Origin of the sequence: Streptomyces sp. NPDC048514 (assembly GCF_043199955.1) — a bacterium.
Lineage (GTDB): Bacteria > Actinomycetota > Actinomycetes > Streptomycetales > Streptomycetaceae > Streptomyces.
Window position 1 is genome coordinate 513,237 of sequence record NZ_JBICWT010000004.1, and the last position, 23,488, is coordinate 536,724.

The 23,488-nt window shown below is 73.0% G+C and carries 23 protein-coding genes and 1 riboswitch; of the genes, 12 read left to right on the forward strand and 11 right to left on the reverse strand.

The genetic code is table 11. The annotated features are described in order from the left end of the window. Positions 1-33 precede the first annotated feature (33 nt). Positions 34-705 carry a maleylpyruvate isomerase family mycothiol-dependent enzyme gene (locus ACGFT2_RS11050; RefSeq protein ID WP_393275911.1) on the reverse strand — a complete coding sequence of 224 codons (672 nt, stop codon included), beginning with the start codon at positions 703-705 and terminating at the stop codon, positions 34-36. Positions 706-784: 79 nt separating this feature from the next. On the opposite strand from ACGFT2_RS11050, the gene ACGFT2_RS11055 reads away from it, so the two are divergent. Both ACGFT2_RS11055 and ACGFT2_RS11060 read left to right on the forward strand, forming a co-directional pair. Beyond that, complete coding sequence (locus ACGFT2_RS11055) at positions 785-1,429, forward strand: hypothetical protein (protein WP_393275913.1); 645 nt, start codon at positions 785-787, stop codon at positions 1,427-1,429. A 26-nt stretch (positions 1,430-1,455) separates the two neighbouring features. Next, the gene (locus ACGFT2_RS11060) at positions 1,456-2,559 is read left to right on the forward strand and encodes a GNAT family N-acetyltransferase (RefSeq protein WP_393275916.1); all 1,104 of its coding nucleotides are present in this window, start codon (positions 1,456-1,458) and stop codon (positions 2,557-2,559) included. On the opposite strand, the gene ACGFT2_RS11065 is transcribed toward ACGFT2_RS11060, so the two are convergent. Both ACGFT2_RS11065 and ACGFT2_RS11070 read right to left on the reverse strand, forming a co-directional pair. Beyond that, positions 2,541-2,816: a DUF4031 domain-containing protein gene (locus ACGFT2_RS11065; protein ID WP_393275919.1), complete on the reverse strand. Its 276-nt coding sequence runs from the start codon at positions 2,814-2,816 to the stop codon at positions 2,541-2,543. The two genes, ACGFT2_RS11060 and ACGFT2_RS11065, sit on opposite strands and share 19 nt — an antisense overlap. 7 nt (positions 2,817-2,823) lie before the next feature. Continuing rightward, positions 2,824-3,207 (reverse strand): hypothetical protein, encoded by a 384-nt coding sequence (locus ACGFT2_RS11070; RefSeq protein WP_393275921.1) that lies wholly within the window; start codon positions 3,205-3,207, stop codon positions 2,824-2,826. Between the two features lie 56 nt (positions 3,208-3,263). On the opposite strand from ACGFT2_RS11070, the gene ACGFT2_RS11075 reads away from it, so the two are divergent. From ACGFT2_RS11075 to ACGFT2_RS11090, 4 genes are all read left to right on the forward strand, one after another. Beyond that, a complete protein-coding gene (locus tag ACGFT2_RS11075) occupies positions 3,264-4,169 on the forward strand; it encodes a MurR/RpiR family transcriptional regulator (RefSeq protein WP_393275924.1) in 906 nt (301 codons plus the stop codon). 110 nt (positions 4,170-4,279) lie between these two features. Next, a complete protein-coding gene (gene murQ, locus ACGFT2_RS11080; protein ID WP_393275927.1) occupies positions 4,280-5,203 on the forward strand; it encodes an N-acetylmuramic acid 6-phosphate etherase in 924 nt (307 codons plus the stop codon). Positions 5,204-5,219: 16 nt separating this feature from the next. Further along, on the forward strand, positions 5,220-6,860 hold the full coding sequence (locus tag ACGFT2_RS11085; RefSeq protein ID WP_393275929.1) for a PTS transporter subunit EIIC: 1,641 nt from the start codon (positions 5,220-5,222) through the stop codon (positions 6,858-6,860). Positions 6,861-6,993: 133 nt separating this feature from the next. Then, the gene (locus ACGFT2_RS11090) at positions 6,994-7,566 is read left to right on the forward strand and encodes a hypothetical protein (protein WP_393275932.1); all 573 of its coding nucleotides are present in this window, start codon (positions 6,994-6,996) and stop codon (positions 7,564-7,566) included. 5 nt (positions 7,567-7,571) lie between these two features. On the opposite strand, the gene ACGFT2_RS11095 is transcribed toward ACGFT2_RS11090, so the two are convergent. After that, complete coding sequence (locus ACGFT2_RS11095; RefSeq protein ID WP_393275935.1) at positions 7,572-9,119, reverse strand: carboxylesterase/lipase family protein; 1,548 nt, start codon at positions 9,117-9,119, stop codon at positions 7,572-7,574. A 159-nt stretch (positions 9,120-9,278) separates the two neighbouring features. After that, a complete protein-coding gene (locus ACGFT2_RS11100) occupies positions 9,279-10,409 on the reverse strand; it encodes an NADH:flavin oxidoreductase (RefSeq protein ID WP_393275938.1) in 1,131 nt (376 codons plus the stop codon). Between the two features lie 228 nt (positions 10,410-10,637). On the opposite strand from ACGFT2_RS11100, the gene ACGFT2_RS11105 reads away from it, so the two are divergent. The 4 genes from ACGFT2_RS11105 to ACGFT2_RS11120 are packed head-to-tail and all read left to right on the forward strand — an operon-like array spanning position 10,638 to position 15,176. After that, on the forward strand, positions 10,638-11,975 hold the full coding sequence (locus tag ACGFT2_RS11105) for a nucleotide sugar dehydrogenase (RefSeq protein WP_393275941.1): 1,338 nt from the start codon (positions 10,638-10,640) through the stop codon (positions 11,973-11,975). Next, positions 11,972-13,450, forward strand: a complete 1,479-nt coding sequence (locus ACGFT2_RS11110; RefSeq protein ID WP_393275944.1) for a glycosyltransferase — start codon at positions 11,972-11,974, stop codon at positions 13,448-13,450. The genes ACGFT2_RS11105 and ACGFT2_RS11110 overlap by 4 nt, the downstream gene beginning before the upstream one ends. Further along, positions 13,447-13,617 carry a hypothetical protein gene (locus ACGFT2_RS11115; RefSeq protein ID WP_393275947.1) on the forward strand — a complete coding sequence of 57 codons (171 nt, stop codon included), beginning with the start codon at positions 13,447-13,449 and terminating at the stop codon, positions 13,615-13,617. The genes ACGFT2_RS11110 and ACGFT2_RS11115 overlap by 4 nt, the downstream gene beginning before the upstream one ends. Further along, complete coding sequence (locus ACGFT2_RS11120) at positions 13,614-15,176, forward strand: polysaccharide deacetylase family protein (protein WP_393275950.1); 1,563 nt, start codon at positions 13,614-13,616, stop codon at positions 15,174-15,176. The genes ACGFT2_RS11115 and ACGFT2_RS11120 overlap by 4 nt, the downstream gene beginning before the upstream one ends. Before the next feature lie 93 nt (positions 15,177-15,269). Here ACGFT2_RS11120 and groL read toward each other — a convergent pair whose 3' ends face one another. From groL to thrC, 4 genes are all read right to left on the reverse strand, one after another. Continuing rightward, complete coding sequence (groL, locus tag ACGFT2_RS11125) at positions 15,270-16,892, reverse strand: chaperonin GroEL (RefSeq protein WP_391846565.1); 1,623 nt, start codon at positions 16,890-16,892, stop codon at positions 15,270-15,272. A 359-nt stretch (positions 16,893-17,251) separates the two neighbouring features. Beyond that, entirely contained in the window at positions 17,252-17,455 is a 204-nt protein-coding gene (locus tag ACGFT2_RS11130; RefSeq protein ID WP_004929928.1) for a cold-shock protein, read from the reverse strand. Positions 17,456-17,904: 449 nt separating this feature from the next. Then, positions 17,905-18,180, reverse strand: coding sequence for a MoaD/ThiS family protein (locus ACGFT2_RS11135; protein ID WP_393275954.1), 276 nt, complete (start codon positions 18,178-18,180; stop codon positions 17,905-17,907). Then, on the reverse strand, positions 18,177-19,460 hold the full coding sequence (gene thrC, locus ACGFT2_RS11140; protein ID WP_393275957.1) for a threonine synthase: 1,284 nt from the start codon (positions 19,458-19,460) through the stop codon (positions 18,177-18,179). The genes ACGFT2_RS11135 and thrC overlap by 4 nt, the downstream gene beginning before the upstream one ends. Positions 19,461-19,477: 17 nt before the next feature. Further along, a riboswitch (SAM riboswitch) is annotated at positions 19,478-19,620 on the reverse strand. 129 nt (positions 19,621-19,749) lie between these two features. On the opposite strand from thrC, the gene ACGFT2_RS11145 reads away from it, so the two are divergent. Continuing rightward, entirely contained in the window at positions 19,750-20,694 is a 945-nt protein-coding gene (locus ACGFT2_RS11145; RefSeq protein ID WP_393275960.1) for a glucosyl-3-phosphoglycerate synthase, read from the forward strand. An 86-nt stretch (positions 20,695-20,780) separates the two neighbouring features. Further along, positions 20,781-22,208 (forward strand): trehalose-6-phosphate synthase, encoded by a 1,428-nt coding sequence (locus tag ACGFT2_RS11150; RefSeq protein ID WP_393275963.1) that lies wholly within the window; start codon positions 20,781-20,783, stop codon positions 22,206-22,208. Positions 22,209-22,319: 111 nt separating this feature from the next. Here ACGFT2_RS11150 and otsB read toward each other — a convergent pair whose 3' ends face one another. After that, on the reverse strand, positions 22,320-23,186 hold the full coding sequence (gene otsB / locus ACGFT2_RS11155) for a trehalose-phosphatase (protein WP_393275966.1): 867 nt from the start codon (positions 23,184-23,186) through the stop codon (positions 22,320-22,322). A gap of 71 nt (positions 23,187-23,257) precedes the next feature. Next, positions 23,258-23,482, reverse strand: coding sequence for a DUF3263 domain-containing protein (locus ACGFT2_RS11160; protein WP_393275969.1), 225 nt, complete (start codon positions 23,480-23,482; stop codon positions 23,258-23,260). Between the last annotated feature and the right edge of the window lie 6 nt (positions 23,483-23,488).

The following is a 23,488-nucleotide window of genomic DNA, read 5'->3' on the forward strand; positions in this document are numbered from 1 at the left end:
CCCGGAACGGCACCCCGCGCCGACCGGCCGGTCTCAGCCGAAGATGTTCAGCTCCGCCTCCCGCGCCCCCGCCAGCTCGTACCCCGCGCCGTCCAGCGGCCGGCCCGCGTACAGCCGGACGAGCGTGGCGGCGTCGCCGATGTACCGGGCGGGCGGGGCCCCCGCGGCCAGGGCACCCAGCACCAGCGGCTCGTCCAGGTCGTCGATGTCGGCATGCAGCGGCAGGTGCCGCTTCTCGCGGGTGATCCGGGCCAGCAGCGTCAGCGCGTCCGGCAGAGCGGCCCCGGCGTACGCACCCGGCTCGCCGAGCACGTCCCGCACGTCACCGGCGTGCACCCACTCCCCCAGGGCGATCGCGTCCAGCACCCCGCCCGCCTCGGCGATCACCGGCCCGGCCGCGGTCATCCCGCGCTCCAGCTCGTCCACGATCCGGGCGTTGGTCCACTCGGCGCGCTCGGCGACGTCCCGGTCGTTGGACTCCGGCGAGAACACACCCGGCTCGAACCGGCCATCCACCACCCGGGACAGCGCGGCCGAACAGTGCGCGAGCACATCGCGCACCGCCCACCCCGGACAGGCCGCGGTGGGCAGCGCGAAGTCGGTGTCCGGGCGCGACCGCAACAGCGGTATGAGCGCGTCGCGTTCGGTCGCCAGCAGCCGGCCGGGGAGCCCGGGATCGCGGGGTACCTCGTGCAGATCGGTCATGAACCCACGCTAGGGGCACCGAAGGACCACGTCACCAGGGAATCGCCACGGGGCGCGGCGGACGGGAAGAATGAACGGCATGGCCGATCTCGACGCTCTGCGCCTCCGTTTCGCCCGCGCGCTGGAAGCAGTCCGCGCCCCCGGCGGCGGCCCGGACCCCGCCCCGTACGCCGACAACCTGCTCGTCCGCTGGCAGGAACCGCAGCGCCACTACCACACCCTGGCCCACCTCACCGCGGTGCTCGACCACATCGACGTGCTGGCGGAACACGCGGCCCACCCGGACGTCGTCCGGCTGGCCGCCTGGTTCCACGACGCCGTCTATCTGCCCGACCGGTCGGAGAACGAGGAGCGGTCCGCACGGCTCGCCGAGCGGGCGCTGCCGGAGGCGGGGGTTGCGGACGGCACGGCGGCCGAGGTGGCGCGGCTGGTCCGGCTCACCGTCACGCACGATCCGGCCGACGACGACCGTGACGGCCAGGTCCTGTGCGACGCGGACCTCGCGATCCTGGCCGCGCCCCCGTCCGCGTACGCCGTGTACACCGCCGAGGTCCGCGCGGAGTACCACTTCGTCCCGGACGACGCCTTCAGGCAGGGGCGTTCCGCGGTCCTGCGTCAACTGCTCGGCCTGCCCGTACTGTTCCGCACCCGTTACGGCCGGGAGCACTGGGAGGCGACCGCACGCCACAACCTCGCCGCCGAGCTGGAATTGCTGTCGACCTGAGCGGGCGGGCCTCCTAAGGTGCGCCCATGCGACCGATAAGCGGGGACGACGTGAACAAGGCCGTCGCGGGCTGTGTGGCGGCACTGCGGCCGGCGGTGGACCGGGACTGGGAGAACACCGGGGCCGGACGGCTGGAGTGGAGCTGCCGCAGGACGGCCGAGCACATCGCCGGCGATCTCATCGCCTACGCGGGCCAGTTGGCCGGCCGGGCCCAGGACGCGTACGTCCCCTTCGGCATCACCCTGGACGAGGGCACCGACAACGCCGGTCTGCTGCACGTCATCGAGACCACCGGCGTGCTGCTCGCCACGACCGTCCGCGCCACACCGCCCGGCGTCCGCGCCTTCCACCCCTACCCCTTCCGCAGCGCCGACCGCGAGGGCTTCGCGGCGATGGGCATCGCCGAGGTGCTGCTGCACACCCACGACCTGGCCGAGGGCCTCGGCCTCGGCTACGAGCCGCCGGAGGACCTCGCCGAGTCCGTCCTGACCTGGCTCTTCCCGCACGTCCAGCCCGGACCCGCCCCCTGGCCGACCCTGCTGTGGGCCACCGGCCGCGGCGAACTGCCCGGCCGCGCCCCGGTCACCGACTGGCGCTGGCACAACAACCCGGTCGTTCCCGCCGAGCGCCTCACCCTCACCGGGATCCGCCCGGCCGCCGCCCGCGATCTGCGCCTCGGCGGCGACGGCGGCCTGCAATGGATCGAGGGCGGGCCGTACGAGGGCACCCGGGAGGCCGCCGGCTTCCTGGTGAAGGCGTACGAAGCGGGCGTGCACCGGCCCGAGTTCGGCGTCTTCGCCCTCGTACGCCGGGAGGACGGCCGCGCGGTCGGCGGCATCGGCTTCCACGGCGCCCCGGACGAGGAGGGCCGCGTGGAGATCGGCTACGACCTCGTCGAGGGCGCCCGTGGCCGGGGTTACGCCACCGAGGCCGTCGGCGCGCTGACCGAGTGGGCGCTGGCCCGTCCGGACGTCGACCTGGTCCTCGCCACCATCGAGCACGACAACGCGGCCTCACAGCGTGTGGTGGCCCGGGCGGGCTTCACCCGGGCCACCGTGGAGGAGGAGCGCACCGCCCACGACGGCCACGGCACGGACACCGGGCTGCGGCTCTACGTCCGCCGCGCCTGACGCCCCTTCGGCCTGCGCAGTCCCGACGCCCGCAGCAGCCGCACCACCTCGCGGCTGCCGACCTCCACCGCCCCGGCGGCCACGGCGTCCGGGTACCGGTGCGAGGGCAGGTCGTAGTGGTCGCGTTCGAAGGCGCGCCGGGGTACGTCCAGCCGCTCGGCGAACCGGTGGAGTTCGTCGTACGACACGTCGCTCACGAGGTGCGACCACATACGCCCGTGGCCGGGCCAGGTCGGCGGGTCGATGTACACCGTCACGGGCGCCTCACGAGGACGTCGCCTCGCCCGCGGCCGATGCCAGCGAGCCCAGCGCGGCGACCTTCACGCCCGCCTTGTGGCAGACCCAGTGCGGGTCGGGCCCCAGCTCCGGTTCCACGTCCAGGGCGTGCGGGTCGCCCGTGCCGCACACCGGGCACAGCGGCCAGCGGCCGTACCGGTCCAGCAGCGCGTCCTGGACGTCCTGGGCGACCAGTCCGGCGACATAGGCGGCGCCCTCGGGCCACTGCTCGACCCACCAGCGCCGCTGTGCGACGGAGTCCTCGACCAGGGAGACCACGTCCGCCTCCGCGACCTGGTGCGCGACCAGATCGGCGAGCACCAGGGCACGCGCCGCGTGCAGGGCCTGTTCGAGAGGATTGACGGGCTGCATGGAACCTATTGTGCGCACTCTTGACCCCGAGACCGAACCGAAAATATCTTTCATCCGTGACCCAGGACATGAAGGAAATTTTCGGCAGTCCTGGCGGTTCGCTCGCCGCCAAGGTGCGTACGCTCGCCCCCTCCATGACCCGGTCCATGCAGCGCGTCGCCGAGGCCGTGGCCGGCGATCCGGCCGGCTGCGCCGCCCTGACGGTCACCGGTCTCGCCGAACTCACCGGCACCAGCGAGGCCACGGTCGTCCGCACCGCCCGCCTCCTCGGCTACCCCGGCTACCGCGACCTGCGCCTGGCCCTGGCCGGGCTGGCCGCGCAGCAGCAGTCGGGCCGGGCGCCCGCGATCACGACCGACATCGCGGTGGACGACTCCCTGGCCGACGTCGTGGCCAAGCTCGCCTACGAGGAGCAGCAGACCCTCGCCGACACGGCCGCCGGACTGGACACCGGGCAGCTGGGCGCGGCCGTCACCGCACTGGCCGGCGCCCGGCGGACCGATGTGTACGGCATCGGGGCGTCTGGTCTCGTCGCCCAGGACCTCACGCAGAAACTGCTGCGCATAGGGCTCGTAGCCCACGCGCACAGCGATCCTCACCTCGCGGTGACCAACGCGGTGCAGCTCCGTTCGGGTGACGTGGCCATCGCGATCACCCACTCCGGCTCGACCGGGGACGTCATCGAGCCGCTGCGGGTCGCCTTCGAGCACGGGGCCACCACGGTGGCCATCACCGGCCGCCCCGACTCGCCGGTCACCCAGTACGCCGACCACGTCCTGACCACGGCTACCTCACGGGAGAGCGAGCTGCGGCCGGCCGCGATGTCCTCGCGGACGAGTCAGCTGCTGGTGGTGGACTGCCTGTTCGTCGGAGTGGCCCAGCGGACGTACGAGACGGCAGCGCCCGCGCTGGCCGCGTCCTACGAGGCGCTGGCCCATCGGCACCGCAGTGCTCCGCGCTAGACCGAAGGACTGAACGTAGCGGGCATCTGCGGGTCGGATGTGGCTGATCGCGCAGTTCCCCGCGCCCCCAGGGAATTGCATCCGACCCGCACCGGAAAGAGCCACCCCCCATGACCTCTCAGAATCTGCGTTCCGAGCTGGCCTCGCTGACCACCGAGGCCTTCCGCGCCGACCTCGCCGAGATCGACCGCCTGCCCACCCTCGACATCGCCCGCCTGATGAACGGCGAGGACACGGAGGTGCCGAGAGCCGTCGCCGGCCGGCTTCCGCAGATCGCCGCCGCCATCGACGCCGTGGCCGAGCGCATGGCCCGCGGGGGACGGCTCGTCTATGCGGGCGCCGGGACCGCGGGCCGGCTCGGGGTGCTCGACGCCTCCGAGTGCCCGCCCACCTTCAACACCGATCCCGCCCAGGTCGTCGGCATGATCGCCGGCGGGCCTACGGCGATGGTGACGTCGGTGGAGGGCGCCGAGGACTCCGAGGAGCTGGCCCGGCAGGACCTGGACGCGCTCAAGCTCGGCCCCGAGGACACCGTGGTCGGCATCTCCGCCTCCGGCCGCACCCCTTACGCGCTCGGCGCCGTCGAGCACGCCCGCGCCGTGGGCGCCCTCACCATCGGCCTCGCCTGCAACGAGCACAGCGCGCTCGCGGCCGCCGCCGAGCACGGCATCGAGGTCGTCGTCGGCCCGGAACTGCTCACCGGCTCCACCCGGCTGAAGGCGGGCACCGCGCAGAAGCTGGTCCTGAACATGCTCTCGACGATCACGATGATCCGGCTCGGCAAGACGTACGGGAACCTGATGGTCGACGTGCGCGCCTCCAACGACAAACTCCGGGCCCGCTCCCGCCGGATCGTGTCCCTGGCCACGGGGGCGGGCGACGAGGAGATCGAGAAGGCCCTCACCGAGTGCGGCGGCGAGGTGAAGAACGCGATCCTCACCCTCCTCGCGGACGTCGACGGCCCGACGGCCGCCCGCCTTCTGGAGGAGTCCGGCGGCCATCTGCGCGCCGCGCTGGCGCACACGGCCGGCTGACCCGCACGCTCAGGGCGTGCGCAACGACCCCGCCTCCACCGCGACCGCCGTCCTCGCCCGGGTCGGCGGCCCGGCCAACGTGACCTCCGTGGCCCATTGCATGACCCGGCTCCGGCTGGGTCTGGCCGACCCGGCAGCGGCCGACGAGGAGGCGCTGCGGGCCGTGCCCGGCGTGCTCGGGGTGGTGGACGGCGGCGACGCCTGGCAGATCGTGCTCGGGCCCGGGGTGGTCGACGAGGTCACGGCGGCGGTGGAGACGCTGCTCGGCGAACCGGCGGCCGTCGGCCGCGCCCCCGCCGACCGGACCCCGCCCACCCCACCACCGGCCGGCGCCGGCGCCCCGGGGCAGGTGGAGTGGTTCGCCGGCCCCGCCGTCGACGGGGAGGACCGAGGCGACCGGGATGGCCGAGAGGACCGAGAGCCCCGGGATGGCCGAGAGGACCGAGGCGACCGGGAGGACAGGGGTGACCGGGAGGGTCGGGGCGACCGGGACGACAGGGGTGGCCGGGACGACAGGGGTGACCGGGAGGGTCGGGGCGACCGGGGCGGGCCGCTGCGGGAGCGGTTGCGGCGGCGCGAGGCCACGCCGCTGCAGACCGGGCTGCGGCGCGTCGCGAACGTCTTCGTGCCGCTCATCCCCGCCCTGATCGGCTGCGGCATCCTCGCCGGGCTGGGCGGGCTGCTGCTGAACGCCGGCTGGCTGCCCGGGCTGACCCCCGCCCTGTCGGCCGTCGCCTCCGCGTTCATGGCGCTGATCGCGGTGTTCGTCGGTTACAACACGGCCAAGGAGTTCGGCGGGACGCCCGTGCTGGGCGGCGCGGTTGCGGCCGTCGTCGTGTATCCCGGCGTGGCGAAGGTGAGCGCGTTCGGGATGCACCTGGTGCCCGGGCAGGGCGGGGTGCTCGGCGCGCTCGCGGCGGCGCTGCTGGCGACCCGGGTGGAGAAGTGGTGCCGGGGCCGGGTACCGGGCGCGGTGGACGTCCTCCTCACCCCCACGGTCACCGTGCTCGTCTCCGGCCTGGTGACCCTGTACGGGCTGATGTACGCGGCCGGCGCGGTGGCCTCGGCGATCGGCGCGGGCACCGGCTGGCTGCTGGTGCACGCCGGCGTGCTGGCCGGACTGGTGCTCGGCGGCCTCTTCCTGCCGCTGGTCATGCTGGGCCTGCACCAGGCCCTCATCCCGGTCCACACCACCCTCATCGAGCAGCAGGGCTACACCGTCCTGCTCCCTTTGCTGGCCATGGCGGGCGCGGGCCAGGTGGGCGCAGCCCTCGCGGTCTACGTCCGGCTGCGCCACGACGTCTCCCTGCGCACGACGATCAGGTCGGCCCTGCCGGCCGGTCTGCTGGGGGTCGGCGAGCCCCTGATCTACGGCGTCTCCCTGCCGCTCGGCAGGCCCTTCCTGACCGCGTGCGCGGGCGGGGCCGCGGGCGGCGCCTTCGTCGGCTTCTTCGCGATGCTCGGCACCGAGGTGGGCGCCACGGCGATCGGGCCGTCGGGCTGGGCGCTGTTCCCCCTGCTCGCGGGCGACAGGGGGCCGGGGCCGGCGGCGGCCGTCTACGGCGGCGGACTGCTCACCGGTTACGCGGTGGGCTTCGCGGCGACGTACCTCTTCGGCTTCGCCCGCCGGACGGCCGTGCCGAGCCGGCGGGGGTGAGCGGGGCCAGCGCGGAGACGGTGCGGGCCGCCGAGGCTGCTGGGGTGGCTACCGTGGAGGCGGTGCGGGCCGCCGGGGGGACGGTGGCGGCCGGATGGCGGGCACCATGGAGGCAAGGAGGCATCGCACCGACATGAATCACGCCCAGCTCACCGCCCTGGGACGGGCGCTCCGGCTGCTCGGGGAACACGGCGAGGCCCTTGGCGCCGACACTCCGGACGCCCGGCTGCACGAGATCAGGAACGACCTGCGCAGGGCGCTCGACCTGGTGGAGGAGAGCGCCTCGGGCAGTGCGCCCAGCACCCGGTGCCCGGAACACCCGCAGGGGCCGGTCGACAAGAGCGCACCCGACCTGTGTCTGCTCTGCGAGACCCGGCGGCGGGCCGCCCGGCGCTCGGAGTTCCAGGGCGGCAGGCAACGCCAGGAGGAGCCGGCCGCCCAGGCCCCGTCCCGCTACGGCGTGCGCGGCGACCGGCCGCAGCCCCAGCAGCGCTGGCTGCCGGAGCTGTGGAACGGGCAGGAGTGGCAGCTGTGCGGGACACCGAGGAGGGACCGGCACGAGGCCGAGGCGTACCTCGCCGCGCAGCGGCGTGGGTCCCGGGCCGCCATGGCCTACCGGCTGGTGCACGAGTTCACCGACTACGAGGTGCTGCGGGTGTGGGGCACGCCGGTGCGCGTCGACATCGAGCCCATGGGCAATCTGTAGCGCCGTCAGGCCAGCAGGGGCAGGGGCCGGAACTCGTGCCCCTCCCAGATGCGCCGGCGCCTCTCCTCCGGATCCGGCAGTACCTTCGGCTCGGTGTCCAGCACCCGCACCGGGCGGGTACGGGTGTCGTACCCCGGCCAGCCGGGATCGCCGGTGTGCGCGAACGCCGTCCAGGAGCTGCGGAAGACGCCGGAGAGGCGCTCCGCCTGCGCTGTCGGCCTGCCGCCGGGGAAGAGCAGGCGGCCCAGGTCCGCGCCGAACGTGCCGAAGAGCAGGGGCACGTCCAGGCCGTGGCAGGCGCCCAGCGTGCCGTCGCCTCCCGGGGCGGGCCAGGTCAGTTCGTACAGGTGGGAGCGGCCGCCGCCCGCCAGCTGGGCCTCGGCGAGGCGCAGGGTCGGCATGGCGAACAGCCAGTCCGTGTGGACGCGTTCGAACAGCTCGTCCGGGGCGGCCTCGGGGAACGCCTCGCGGTAGGCGCGCTCGCCGGCCTCGCCCCCGGGGGCCAGCAGGCGCAGAACTGCCGTCGCCCGGTCCTCGGTGACGGTGCCGAACATGCCGCCGACGAACATGAACAGGCGGAACTCCTCGCGGTTGTGACCGACCAGCAGGTCCACCCCGCGTGCCGCGCCCGAGGCCAGCGCCTGCCAGGGGGTGGTGGGCAGCACGTCGCCGTCGACGACCGGGGAGAAGGGGGTGACCGTGGGCGCGGCCTGACCCCAGCGGTCCTGGTACTGGTACATCTTGGCCGCCAGCGCCTGACCGGCCTCGGGGAGCCGGCGTGGGTCCAGGCCGGCCAGATCGGCCGCGGTGGGCTGCCGGCCCGCCTCCGCCGCCAGCGCCGTCGCCATGTCGCGGGCCAGGTCGGCCGAGAAGAACGTGCCGGGCACGCTCTGCGCCACGGCCCGGTGGAACAGCCCCCGCGCCCGCTCCATCGCCAGCAGGGAGGCGATGGAGCCCGCGCCCGCCGACTCGCCGAAGACCGTGACCCGGGCCGGGTCGCCGCCGAACGCGCCGATGTTCTCCTGCACCCACTCCAGGGCCGCCACCTGGTCCAGCAGACCGCGGTTGGCCGGGGCGCCCGCCCAGAGGGCGAAACCCTCCATGCCGACCCGGTGGTTGAACGTGACGACCACGACGTCGCCCTCCCGGGCCAGCTGCCGGGCGTCGTAGCCCGGCTGGCCGCCGTGTCCCAGTTTGTACGCGCCGCCGTGGATCCACACCATCACCGGACGGGCGGCGGACGGGTCCGGATCGGGGGTCCACACGTTCACCGTGAGCCAGTCGTCGCCCGTGGGGCCGGCCGGGCGGGCCGGGCGGCCCAGGACGCCCGGCTCCTGCGGGGGCGGCGGCCCGAAGGCGTGCGCCTGCCGGGTGCCGTCCCAGCGGCGGACCCGGCGCGGGGCCTGGAAGCGGGCCGCGCCGACCGGGGGTTCCGCGAAGGGGATGCCCCGGAACACCGCCAGGCCCTGCTCGCGCAGGCCGCGCACCGCACCGGAGACGGTGCGCACCACAGGGTCGCCGGTGTCCGGGGCCTGGGACTCGCTCGTCGTCATGCTCGCTCCTCACTGGTCATGAGGGGAACGGACGGCAGCGATCACGAGTGCCCGTCGGCCGGGCCTCTTCGACGCGACGTCACACGCCTGCGGCCGAGGCTCTTCGACGCGACGTCGCCCGCCTGCGCAGAAGGTTCTCCGGCGCGGCGCCGTGCGCCGTCAGCTGAGGCTCTTCAGCGCGGCGGCGTCGTACGCCTTCAGCTCGCCGAAGCGGTCGGAGAGGACCTTGGCCGCCCACTCCGGGTCCTGCAGCAGGGCGCGGCCGACGGCGACGAGGTCGAACTCGTCGGCCTCCAGGCGGTCGAGGAGGTTGTCGATGGCCTTGACCGGGGAGCCCTCGCCCTGGAAGGCGCCGACGAAGTCGCCGTCGAGGCCGACCGAGCCGACCGTGATGACCGGCTTGCCGGTGATCTTCTTGGTCCAGCCGGCGAGGTTGAGGTCGGAGTCCTCGAACTCCGGCAGCCAGTAGCGGCGGGTGGACGCGTGGAAGGCGTCGACGCCGGCGGCGGCCAGCGGGGTGAGGATCGCCTCCAGTTCCTCGGGCGTCTCGGCGAGGCGGGCGGTGTAGTCCTGCTGCTTCCACTGCGAGTAGCGGAAGAGGATCGGGAAAGCGGGGGACACCGCCTCGCGGACCGCGGCGACGATCTCCGCGGCGAACCTGCTGCGGGCCGCCGGGTCGCCGCCGTAGGCGTCGGTGCGGCGGTTGGTGCCCGCCCACAGGAACTGGTCGAGGAGGTAGCCGTGGGCGCCGTGGATCTCGACGCCGTCGAAGCCGATGCGCTCGGCGGCCGCGGCGGCCTCGGCGAACGCGCCGATCACGGCGTCCAGGTCCGCCTGGGTCATCGCCTTGCCGGTGGGCTCGGCCCCCGCGGTGACGAGGCCGGAGGGGCCGACGGCGGGAGCGTCCGGGAAGGGCGGGTCGCCCTGCTTGCGGACCATGCCGATGTGCCACAGCTGCGGGACGATCGTGCCGCCCGCCGCGTGCACGTCCTCGGCGACCCTGGCCCAGCCCGCGAGCTGCTCCTCGCCGTGGAAGCGGGGGACGCGGTCGCTCTGGCCGGCCGACTCGTGGCCGACGTAGGTTCCCTCGGTGACGATCAGGCCGACACCGGCGGCGGCGCGGCGCGCGTAGTAGGAGCGCACGTCCTCGCCGGGGATGCCGCCCGGGGAGAACATCCTGGTCATCGGCGCCATCGCGATCCGGTTGGGAACGGTGAGGCCGTTCAGCGCGATCGGGCGTGAGAGGATCCGGGCCGCGCGGGAGGCGGGCGTGGTGGCGGTGAGGGTCACGTGGGGGGCTCCTGACAGGTAACAATGGAAACCGACTGGTATGTGCGCACGCATTGTTGCAGCTCATGAAGTAACAGTCTCCATGCTCCCCCGCATTCCCGCACCGGACCGCCGATACCTGCGAGCGGGTGAATCGGACGGCCACCTGCCGATCCGTACGCGAAACGGGAGAAAGCGACCCTTAAATATCACTTCGTGACTATTACGCAACTCAGAGCGAGCAAAAGCGTGCCCCCCGCGGTCACCGCCGCCGGGGTCGCCCGCTGGGCCGAACTCCTTCGCACGGCGGAGGAAGGAGGTGCGGAGCCCCTGCGGGGCATCACGGTCGCCGTCGTCGGAATGGGCTACGTGGGCCTGCCGACGGCACTCGGCCTGTGGGGGGCGGGCGCCACCGTCCTGGGCGTGGACGTCAGTGAACAGCGGCTCCGGGACATCCGCACGGGAAACGTGGACCTGCTCCCGTCCCAGCACGCGGCGCTCGCCTGCACCGAGAGCACCGGCGACTTCCTCCTGACCACGGACGCGGACGCGCTGCGCGAGGCGGACGCGGTGATCATCTGCGTGCCGACGCCCGTCACGGAGGACTACGAACCCGATCTGCGCGCCCTGAGCGGGGCCTGCGCCGCCGTGGTGGAACGGACGGTGCCCGGCCAGCTGCTCGTGCTGACGTCCACCAGCCACGTGGGCACCACCCGCGAGCTGCTGCTGGCCCCGCTCACCGCCCGGGGCCTGACCGTCGAGCAGGACGTCCTCGTCGCCTTCGCCCCCGAGCGCATCGACCCGGGCAACGAACGCCACACACCCGAGAACACCCCGCGGGTCGTCGGCGGCGCCGGCCCCCTCAGCTGCCGGGCCACCGCCTTCCTGCTGCGGGCCACCGCCTCCCGTATCCACGAGGTGCCCGACCCCGAGACGGCCGAGATGGCCAAGCTCTGGGAGAACATCTTCCGGGCCGTCAACATCGCCCTGGCCAACGAACTGGCCGACGCCTGCGCGCACCTCAATCTCGCGCCGGTCCCGGTGATCGAGGCCGCCGCCACCAAGCCGTACGGGTTCATGCCGTTCTTTCCCGGCCCGGGGGCGGGTGGCCACTGCATCCCCTGCGACCCCTACTACCTGCTCGGCCGGCTCCCCGCCGGCGGCCGCTCGGCGCCGGTGCTGCGCACCGCCATGACCGCCCTGCGCGAACGGCCCGCGCAGGTCACCGCGCAGGCCGCGGACCTGCTGGGCGCCGACGGCATCGGCCTGGACGGCGCCCGGATCCTGGTCCTCGGCGTCGCCTACAAACCGGGCGTGTCCGACGTGCGGGAGAGCCCGGCGCTACGGCTGCTCGGGCTGCTCGCGGACCAGGGCGCCGACGTGCACTACAGCGACGGCCACGTGCCCAGCCTCACGGTGGCCGGCCGGGAGCTGCGGTCCGAGCCGCAGCCGGAGCATGCGCTCTGGGACCTGGTGATCGTGCACACCGCCCACCCGGGCGCCGACCTCGACTGGCTGGACGGAGCGCCGCGGGTGCTGGACACCCGCCACCGGTTCCGCTCCCCGATCCCGACCGTCACCCGGTGACCGCCGCCCTCGGCACTCCGCCGTTCCTCCACGCCCCGGCCGGCTCCTCCGCCGGCCGCCGGCTGCGGACCCGCGTGGGCCGCGCCATGGAGGCCATGGACCCGCGCGAGCGGGCCGGCCTGGTACGGCTGCTCGGACTCGTGGCCCTGACGCCGCTCCTGCTGCTCATCGCCCGTCGCGCGGTCCGGCTGCCGTACGAGTCGGGCCCGGTCACCTGGTACGGGCTCGCCGTGCTGACCGGCACGGCCGGGCTGCTCTATCTGGCCTACACCCAGTACGACGATCCCGCGGTGCGCACCCTGCGCCGCCGGGCCCGCGGGCACGAGGAGTTCCCGGCCCTGCCGGAGCGGCCGAAGGTCAGCTTCCTGCTCGCCGTCAAGGACGAGGCCGGCAACGTCGAGGCGTGCGTCCGCTCGATGGCCGCCTCGGACTACCCAGACCTGCAGGTCGTCGTGGTCGACGACGGCTCCACGGACGGCACGGGCGCCATCCTCGACGCCCTCGCGGAGGAACTCGGCGTCACCGTCATCCGGCTGGACCGCAACATCGGCAAGAAGGCGGCCCTGGTGCGCGCCTGTGCCGTCGCCGACGGTGACGTGCTGGTGTTCACCGACTCCGACTGCATCATCGCCCCGGACGCGATCGGGCTGTGCGTACGGGCGATGGTCCGCCATCCCGAACTCGGCGCGGTCAGCGGGCACTGCCGGGCCCTCAACCCGCACGCCAGTGTGCTGACCCGGGTCCAGGACGTCTGGTACGAGGGCCAGTTCCGCATCGCGAAGGCGGCCGAGTCGGCGTTCGGCGCGGTGTGCTGCGTCTCCGGACCGCTGGCCGCGTTCCGCCGCGAGGCCGTCTACAACTACCTGCCCGCCTGGGCGGACGACCGTTTCGCGGGCGCCCCGTTCCGGTTCGCCACCGACCGGCAGCTGACCGGGTACGTGCTGGGCCAGGCCTGGCGCGGGCGCGCGCTCAAACGCCGGCACGCCGACTCGCCGTTCGTCGCCGGCCAGGACCACCCCGAACGGCGCTGGCTGGTGGCCTACAGCCGGTCCGCCCGGGTGTGGACGAACGTGCCGACCCGGGTGCGGCCCTTCCTGCACCAGCAGGTGCGCTGGAAGAAGAGCTTCATCCGCAACCTCTTCTTCACCGGCGGCTTCATGTGGCGCCGCGGACCGGTCCCGGCGCTGCTCTACTACGGGCACGCGCTGTGGGTGGTGGCCGCCCCCGCCCTGGTCTTTCTGCACCTGGTGTGGGCCCCCCTGCACTGGGCCGCCGGACTCACCCTGCTCTACGTGGCCGGCGTGCTGCTCAAGGGCTCCCTGTGGGGGCTGGCCTTCCGGCTGGACAACCCGGGCGACCGGCGCTGGCGCTACCGCCCCCTGATGAGCCTGCTCTCCTGTTGTGTCCTGGCGTGGCTGCTGCCCTACGCCGCTCTCACCCTGCGCCGCGGAATCTGGACGAGGACCCCCGCATGACGACCATGAACACGATGACCGGTACGCCCGTCACCACCGCTGCCCCCGGCACCTCCCAGCTACGCAGGCGCCTGCGCACCGCGGCCCGGCTGACCGTCGCCGCGCTCTCGGCCGCAGCGGTGGTGGCCCTCTACTACGTCGTCCTCACCCGGGGAGGCTCCCTGTGACGGGCCGCACGTCCTCCCGTACGACGGCCTCCGCCGGGCGTCCCCGCCCCGCCCGTGGCCGGCTGCGCCGCGGGCTGGTCCGCTCCGCCCTGGGCACCCTCGCCCTGGTCGTCGTGGCGACCCCGTTCCTCACCGCGTGGCACTACGACGCCGCACGGCAAGCGGTGACCGCGCAGGCCGCGGCACCGGTCTCCGCGACGGACGCACAGCTCTCGCAGGCGAGCGTCCCGCACCCCGGCGCACCCATCGTCCTCGCCTACCACGACGTCAACCCCCACCCCACCAACGAGTACACCCTCACGCCCAAGCAGCTGGACACCCAGCTGTCCGCGCTGGCCGCGGCGGGCTACCGCTCCCTGACCACCGGGGAGTTCACCCGCTACCTGGCCACCGGCAGGTCACCGGCGGCGCGCAGCGTCTACCTGACCTTCGACGACGGCACCCGCGGACTGTGGGTGTACGGCGACCAGATCCTCGCCAAGCACAAGATGCGCGCGGCGTCCTACCTGATCACCGGCATGGTCGGCACCCACCGCCCGTACTACCTGTCCTGGTCCGAGATCGGCCGGATGGCCGGCTCCGGGCGCTGGGACTTCCAGGACCACACCCACCTCGGCCACTCCCGGGCGGCCATCGACGCCGCCGGGCACGTCGGGGCCGTGCTCGCCAACCGGCTCTGGCTGCCCGCGAAGCACCGGCTGGAGACCGAGGTGGAGTACCGCTCCCGCGTCGAGGGCGACCTCGACCGGTCCCTGCGGGCCTTCGCCGACCACGACCTGCCGGCACCCAAGCTGTTCGCCTACCCGTTCTCGGAGACGGCCGCGCCGACGAACCTGCGCGACCGGGGCACCTCCGTCCTGGAACGGCTGCTGCGGGCCCGGTTCTCCGCCACGCTCACCAACCACTCCTCGCGCCCGCTGCCGGCAGGGCCGCGGGCCGCCCTGGCCGGGCAGGTGCAGCGCCTCGAAGTGCTCGGGACCACGACTCAGGCGACGTTCCTGAGCCGGCTGCGGGAATGGGCATCCCGCTCGCCCCGCGAGGCGTCCGAGCCGCTGCGCCATCCGGAGCAGTGGCGGTTCCCGGGGAGCCCGTCGGGCACCGGGCTGGCGGCGGTGACCGGCAAGGGACCGGCGAAGGGCACGTACGTGTCGGCCGTCCATCTGCCGATGGCCACGGCGGACTGGAACACCTACCGGGTGACCGCCACCGTCGGCCGCCTGAGCGGGACGGACACGAGCACCTCGGTCGAGGTCGGGCACGGCAGCCTCGACCCCGTCGTCGTCACGGTCTCGGCGGCCGGAATGCGGGTGACGGAGCGGCCGGCCGGCGGGGACGAGCGGGTCACGGTCCGCAGACTCCGCCCGGCGGCCCAGCGCCGGATGAGCATCGGGGTCTCCCCGAGCGCGGTACGGATCACCGTGGACGACACCTCGCTGGTGGTACGTGCCACGAACCGGCCCGTTCCCGCGCGCACCAGCGGCGGCCTCGCGATCGCCGTGCGCAACGAGGGCGCGGACACCGCCTGGCCGCGGTTCACGACGCTGCGCGTCCTGCCCTGAGCGGCCTTACGGCGGAAAAGACCCGAGGGCGGCCCTCCCTGTCGGAACAGGGAGGGCCGCCCTCGGTCAGGACGCGATCAACCGTGAGGCCGATCAGAAGTCCATGTCACCGCCCGGCATGCCGCCGCCGGCCGGCGCGGCGGCCTTCTCCGGCTTGTCGGCGATGACGGCCTCGGTGGTGAGGAACAGCGCGGCGATGGAGGCGGCGTTCTGCAGGGCAGAGCGGGTCACCTTCGCCGGGTCGATGATGCCCTCGGCGACCAGGTCGACGTACTCGCCGGTCGCGGCGTTCAGGCCGTGGCCCGGGGTCAGGTTGCGCACCTTCTCCACCACGACACCGCCCTCGAGGCCGGCGTTGACGGCGATCTGCTTCAGCGGGGCCTCGAGCGCGATGCGCACGGCGTTGGCGCCGGTCGCCTCGTCACCCTCGAGCTCCAGCTTCTCGAAGACCTGGGAGGCCTGCAGCAGGGCCACGCCACCACCGGCGACGATGCCCTCCTCGACGGCGGCCTTCGCGTTGCGGACGGCGTCCTCGATGCGGTGCTTGCGCTCCTTGAGCTCCACCTCGGTGGCGGCACCGGCCTTGATGACCGCGACACCGCCGGCGAGCTTCGCCAGGCGCTCCTGCAGCTTCTCGCGGTCGTAGTCCGAGTCGCTGTTCTCGATCTCGGCGCGGATCTGGTTGACCCGGCCGCCGACCTGCTCCGAGGAGCCGGCACCGTCGACGATGGTGGTCTCGTCCTTGGTGATGACGACCTTGCGGGCGCGGCCCAGGAGGTCCAGGGTCGCGTTCTCCAGCTTGAGGCCGACCTCCTCGGAGATGACCTCGCCGCCCGTGAGGATGGCGATGTCGCCGAGCATGGCCTTGCGGCGGTCACCGAAGCCCGGGGCCTTGACGGCGACGGACTTGAAGGTGCCGCGGATCTTGTTGACGACCAGGGTCGACAGGGCCTCGCCCTCGACGTCCTCGGCGATGATCAGCAGCGGCTTGCCGGACTGCATGACCTTCTCCAGCAGCGGGAGCAGGTCCTTGACCGAGGAGATCTTGGAGTTGGCGATCAGGATGTACGGGTCGTCGAGCGACGCCTCCATCCGCTCCATGTCGGTGGCGAAGTACGCCGAGATGTAGCCCTTGTCGAAGCGCATACCCTCGGTGAGCTCCAGCTCCAGACCGAAGGTCTGGGACTCCTCGACGGTGATGACGCCTTCCTTGCCGACCTTGTCCATGGCCTCGGCGATCAGCTCGCCGATCTGGGTGTCGGCGGCGGAGATGGACGCGGTGGAGGCGATCTGCTCCTTGGTCTCCACGTCCTTCGCCTGCTCGAGCAGGGCGGCGGAGACGGCCTCGACGGCCTTCTCGATACCGCGCTTCAGCGCCATCGGGTTGGCGCCGGCGGCGACGTTGCGCAGGCCTTCCTTGACGAGCGCCTGGGCGAGGACGGTCGCGGTGGTCGTACCGTCACCGGCGACGTCGTCCGTCTTCTTGGCGACTTCCTTGACCAGCTCGGCGCCGATCTTCTCGTACGGGTCCTCGAGCTCGATCTCCTTGGCGATGGAGACACCATCGTTGGTGATCGTGGGGGCGCCCCACTTCTTCTCGAGGACGACGTTGCGGCCCTTGGGGCCGAGCGTCACCTTCACGGCGTCCGCGAGCTGGTTCATGCCGCGCTCGAGGCCGCGCCGCGCCTCCTCGTCGAACGCGATGATCTTGGCCATGTGAAGTGGTCCCTCCAGGACTGGGGGTGATTCCTTCGGACCGCGCCCGCGCCCGCGACGGACGGCACGCATGCCTTGTGGTTCCTTGCCCCACCCGGCCTGCGGGCCTCACCGACCCGGTCCTTCGTTGTCACTCTCACCTTCAGAGTGCTAACGCAATGATTAGCACTCGGCATGGTCGAGTGCAAGCGCCCTCGGGGGGACAGTGGGGGCGGTCAGCCGCCCGCGAACACGGCGACGCCGGGAACACGCGGGCACGCGGGGGCACGCGGGGGCACGCGCGTGCCCGGTGCGCGCGCCGGGCACGACGATGGGCCCGCACCCTCTGCGAGGTGCGGGCCCATCGTGACAAGAAACGTTCAGGCGCTGAGGCGAACCATGTCGGCCTGCGGGCCCTTCTGGCCCTGCGAGATCTCGAACTCCACCCGCTGGCCCTCTTCCAGGGTGCGGTAGCCGTCCATCTGAATGGCGCTGTAATGGACGAAGACGTCCGCACCACCGTCGACCGCGATGAAGCCGTACCCCTTCTCCGCGTTGAACCACTTGACGGTGCCCTGAGCCATGCCTAACTCCCCTATTACTGGCCCTTGCACAGATCCACACTTCGCGGACCCGGGTCAGACCTCGCCCCCACCAATTGGACGGGGCGTGCGCCGGAACGCGTCGACCGCGGCTGAATGTATCTGTCCAACTGCCGTCTGCAACAGGTCAATCGGACGAGAATTCTGGACGGGGCCGGTCCGGAATGTGGCGAGAATTCGCCTGAATTCGGGGCAATTCGGGCCCCGCAAAAGTGCGAAAAAGCCGCATACAACCCACACACTTTGGCTACTTCTTGTCGGGTCGCGCGGTATGAATCAAGGGACCGCGACCAGTGGACCGCGACCGCGTTCCCCAACTGTACCGCGCTCAATCACGCAGAATTGCCCCCTCCGCTTCTCTCACGGAGGGGGCAATCCGATGAACAATACGTAACCGCTGTTACCGAAGGTAATGATCGGTCATTCGGTCATCAGCCGCCGGCGACGGCGGGAATGATCGAGACACCGGCGCCGTCGGGGGTGGCCGTCTGCAGGCCCTGCTCGAAACGGACGTCGTCGTCGTTGACGTAGACGTTGACGAAACGGCGCAGTTTGCCCTGATCGTCCAGCACCCGGGCGGCGATCCCCGTGTGGTTCTTCTCCAGGTCCTCGATGACCTCGGAGAGGGTCCCGCCCTCCGCGGCGACCTCGGCCCGGCCGCCGGTGTAGGTGCGCAGGATGGTCGGGATGCGAACGGTCACGCTCATGCGAGGCCAGCCTCTCGGAAGGAGTCCAGGGTCGGGCGGATGGTGGCGCTGAGGCCGGTGCCGGCCACCGCGTCCAGGGTCTTCAGGCCGTCGCCGGTGTTGAGGACGACCGTGGTCTTCGCCGGGTCCAGCAGGCCGTTCTCCAGCAGCTTGCGGGTGACACCGACGGTCACCCCGCCCGCGGTCTCCGCGAAGACGCCCTCGGTGCGGGCCAGCAGCCTGATGGCGTCCACGACCTCCTCGTCCGTCACGTCCTCCACGGCACCGCCGGTGCGGCGCGCGATGTCCAGGACGTACGGGCCGTCGGCCGGGTTGCCGATGGCGAGGGACTTGGCGATGGTGTTCGGCTTCTGCGGGCGCACCACGTCGTGACCGGCCTTGAAGGCGGTGGACACCGGCGAGCAGCCCTCGGCCTGCGCACCGAAGATCTTGTACGGCCTGTCCTCGACCAGACCGAGCCCGATCAGCTCCTGCAGACCCTTGTCGATCTTCGTGAGCTGGGAGCCGGAGGCGATCGGCACGACGAGCTGGTCCGGCAGCCGCCAGCCGAGCTGCTCGCAGATCTCGTACGCCAGGGTCTTGGAGCCCTCGGCGTAGTAGGGCCGCAGGTTGACGTTGACGAAGCCCCAGCCCTCGCCGGCCGGGTCGCCGATCAGCTCCGAGCAGAAGCGGTTCACGTCGTCGTAGTTGCCCTCGATGCCGACCAGCTCACCGCCGTAGACGGCGGCCATGACCACCTTGCCCTGCTCCAGGTCGTGCGGGATGAACACGCAGGACCGGAAGCCGGCGCGGGCGGCCGCCGCGCCCACGGCGCCGGCCAGGTTGCCGGTGGAGGAGCAGGAGAGCGTGGTGAAGCCGAAGGCGCGGGCGGCCTCCAGGGCCTGGGCGACGACGCGGTCCTTGAAGGAGTGCGTCGGGTTGCCGGAGTCGTCCTTGACGAAGAGGCCGCCGGTCACGCCCAGCTCGGCCGCCAGGTTGTCGGCCTTGACCAGCTTGGTCCAGCCCGGATTGATGTTGGGCTTGTCGGCCACGTCGGCGGGGACGGGCAGCAGCGGGGCGTACCGCCAGATGTTCGCGGGGCCCGCCTCGATGCGGGCGCGCAGCTCTTCGGTGCCGTAGGCGGAGAAGTCGTAGGCGATCTCCAGCGGACCGAAGCACTCCTCGCACGCGAAGACCGGGCCGAGGGGGACGCGGTGCCCGCACTCGCGACAGCTCAGGGCGGCGGCGGGACCGAGGTCGACGGTGGAAGTGCTGGTGCTTGCAACAGTCTGCACAGCCATGGAGGCGAGGCCCTTTCTCCTCATCTTCCTCGCGACGCATCTCGCCGCGAGACGGATTTGGCACCTTCCCTAGCCGGGAGCCTCGCGTGGAAGACGAGTACCGGCTGGAGGGTTGCCGGGGCTTCATCGGGCCGTGTCCCTCTGCCCCTCTGGATGAGCGGTATTCGGTTGTGGACGCGGGCGACCCCCGACATGCGATGGTCACCGGCGTTGCTCAAGACTGTAACCGAAGGCCGGGACAGTTGAGATAGTCGTCCGAACCGCGAGACACCGTGAGGAGCAGCAGACCGTGCTGGAAGAAGTCGAGCGCTGGCTGGCCACCCGCTCCTGGTCCGTGACCGATCGCCCGCTCCACCGGATCCTCGCCGCCAAGCAGCGCACCGGGCAGACGATCAGCGTCGTGCTGCCCGCGCTCAACGAGGAGGAGACCGTCGGCGACATCGTCACGGTCATCCGCCGCGACCTCGTGGAACGGGTCCCGCTCGTCGACGAGATCGTCGTCATCGACTCCGGCTCCACCGACCGCACCTCAGCGGTCGCCGCCGCCGCGGGTGCCCGGGTCGTCCACCGCGACCACATCCTGCCCCGCGTCCCCGCCGTCCCCGGCAAGGGCGAGGTGCTCTGGCGCTCCCTGCTCGTCACCGGCGGGGACATCCTCTGCTTCATCGACGCGGACCTCAGGGAGTTCTCCGCCGACTTCGTCTCGGGGATCGTCGGCCCGCTGCTCACCGAGCCCGGGGTGGACCTGGTCAAGGGCATGTACGACCGCCCGCTGGGCGGCGCGGCGGGTCAGGGCGGCCGGGTCACCGAGCTGATGGCCCGCCCGCTGCTGAACCTCCACTGGCCGCAACTGGCCGGCTTCGTGCAGCCCCTGGGCGGCGAGTACGCGGCCCGCCGCTCCCTGCTGGAACGGCTGCCGTTCCCGGTGGGCTACGGCGTTGAGCTGGGCATGCTGGTGGACGCCCTGCATCTGGTGGGGCTCGACGCGCTGGCCCAGGTGGACGTGGGGGTGCGCCGGCACCGCCACCAGGACGGCCAGGCGCTGGGCCGGATGGCCGCCGCCATCTACCGCACCGCCCAGCTCCGGCTGGCCCGCGGGCACCTGGTCCGGCCCGCCCTCACCCAGTTCGAGCGGGGCGCGGCCGGTTTCGAGCCGCGCACCTACTCGGTGGACACCGAGGAACGCCCGCCGATGACGGAGATCGCGGAGTACGCCGCCCGGCGGGTGGCCTGAAGGCGCACGGAGAACGGCTGTATACGGCCCCCCTCTGGGGCAGACCGTACGTTTGAGCGTTTCCGGGCCGGGCTAGGTTGAGGCGTATGGCTTCGACCCACGGTGCTGAGGTACTGGTCGCGTCCAACCGCGGCCCGGTTTCGTATCAGATGCTCGACGACGGCTCCCTGCGCGCCAGGCGGGGCGGCGGCGGACTGGTCTCCGGGCTGTCGGCCATCGGGCCGGACACCGACGCGGTGTGGGTGTGCGCCGCGCTGGGCGACGGCGACCGGGCGGCCGTACGGCGCGCCGGTGGCGGACTGCTGCCGGCCGAGGAGACCGGCGGGCAGCGGGTGCGGATGCTCGACATCGACGCCGCGGTGCACGCCGACGCCTACAACGGCATCGCCAACTCCGTCCTATGGTTCGTCCACCACCTGCTGTACCAGACCCCGCTGGAACCGGTCTTCGACGCGGAGTTCCGGCGGCGGTGGGCGTCGTACGAGGCCTACAACCGGGCGTTCGCCGAGGCGCTGGCCGAGGAGGCGGCCGAGGGCGCGGCGGTGCTGATCCAGGACTACCACCTGGCCCTCGCCCCGCGGATGCTCCGCCGGCTCCGTCCCGACCTGCGCATCGGTCACTTCTCGCACACCCCGTGGGCGCCGCCGGACTACTTCCGCCTGCTGCCCGACGACATCGCGGCCGAGCTGCTGACCGGCATCCTGGGCGCGGACCGGGCGGCGTTCCTCACCGAGCGGTGGGCGGACGCGTTCCGGGACTGCTGCCACACGGTGCTGGGCCCGGGGATCCCCTCGGGCACCCGGATCGGCGTGCACGGCCTCGGCGCGGACGCCGACTTCCTGCGCGAGCGGGCGCACGAGCCGGACGTGGACGAGCGGATGGCGGCCCTGCGGGCGGAGATCGGCGAGGACCGCAAGGTCATCGTCCGCGTCGACCGCACCGAGCTGTCGAAGAACATCGTGCGCGGGCTGCTGGCGTACGGGCAGCTGCTGGACGACCGTCCCGAGTGGCGCGAGCGGGTCGTCCACGTGGCGTTCGCCTATCCCTCCCGGCAGGACCTCGCCGTGTACCGCGACTACACGGCCGAGGTGCAGCGGGTCGCCGGCGAGATCAACGAGCGGTACGGGACGGCCGGCTGGACTCCCGTGGTGCTGCACGTGAAGGACGACTTCGCCCGCTCGCTGGCCGCGTACCGGCTCGCCGACGTGGCACTGGTCAACCCCATCCGGGACGGCATGAACCTGGTCGCCAAGGAGATCCCGGTCGTCTCCGACGGGGGCTGCGCGCTCGTGCTGTCGCGCGAGGCGGGGGCGTACGAGGAGCTGGGCGAGGACGCGATCGTGGTGAACCCGTACGACATCACGGGCACGGCGCACGCGCTGCACGAGGCGCTGACCCTGCCCGCCGACGAGCGGGCGGAGCGGTCGAAGCGGCTGGCCGCCGCGGCGACGGCGCTGCCGCCGGCCCGGTGGTTCCTGGACCAGCTGCACGCGCTGACCGATCAGGCCGGCTGAGCCCGGACCGGCCGCCGGCCGCGGCTGTCCGGGCCGGACCGGCCGAACCCCCGGACGGGCCGGAGCGGCCGAGCCCCCGACCCGGTCGGCCCGGCCGAGTCGCCGGCTCGATCAGTCCAGCCGGGCCGCCAGTTCCCGCAGCAGCCGTACGACGCCCGCCGGGCCGTCCACCACCAGGTCGGCCCGGTCGGCCAGCTCCGTCACCTCGGTGCTGCCGCTGCACACCAGCAGGCCCGGGACGCCGCCGGAGCGCAGCTTGTCCACGGCGGCGAAGGCGGGGAGGTCACCCAGGTCGTCGCCGGCGTAGAGGACCGACTCGGCGCCGGTCCGGCGGATGTGGTCGCCGAGCGCCACGCCCTTGTCCATGCCCGGCGGGCGCAGCTCCAGCACCATCCGGCCGGGCTCGACGATCAGGCCGTGGCCGGCGGCGAGGTCGCCGAGCGGCTCCCGCAGGGCCTCGAAGGCGGCCTGCGGATCCCGCGCACGCCGGGTGTGGACCGCGATCGCCCGGCCCTTCTCCTCGATCCACGTGCCCTGCCAGGCGCCGACCCGGTCCAGCAGTCCCGGCAGCTCCGCGCGGACCGCCGCCACCCCGGGGTGCGGGGCGGGGGCGGTGACCGTGCCGGTGACCGCGTCCCACCGTTCGGCGCCGTAGTGGCCGAGAACGGTCAGGTGCTCCAGGCCGGGCACGCCGGCGAAGCCGCCGTAGCGCACCGCGACAGCGGCCGGGCGGCCGGTGACCACGGCGACGGAGGCGACCTTGGGGGCGAGTGCGGCGATCGCGGCCACGGCCTCGGGGTGGGCGCGGGCCTGCTCGGGGTCGGCGACGATCGGGGCCAGCGTGCCGTCGAAGTCCAGGCCGACCACCGCGGTGCGGGGATGGGCCAGCAGTGCGGCCAGTCCGTCCCGGCCGGCCTGGGTGGCCGGGGCCGGCAGGGGATCCATCGGGTTGGTCGAGTCCGTCGTAGGGGTGCCCATACGGCGACACTATCCGCGAAGGGGCGCCTCCACTCCTCACCGTTCCGAGCGGCGGGACTCCCGCACTCGGCTCACCGTTCCGAGCGGCGGGACTCCCGCACTCGGCGCAGGCGGTTGACCGTCACCGGGTCGTGGGCCAGCGCCCGCTCGTCGTCCAGGAGGGCGTTGAGCAGCTGGTAGTAGCTCACCGGCGACAGGCCCAGCTCCTCGCGTATCGCCCGCTCCTTCGCGCCGGGGCCGGGGAAGCCCCGGCGCTCCAGCGCGAGGACGGCTTGTTCGCGGTCGCCGAGTTCCATGCGGGC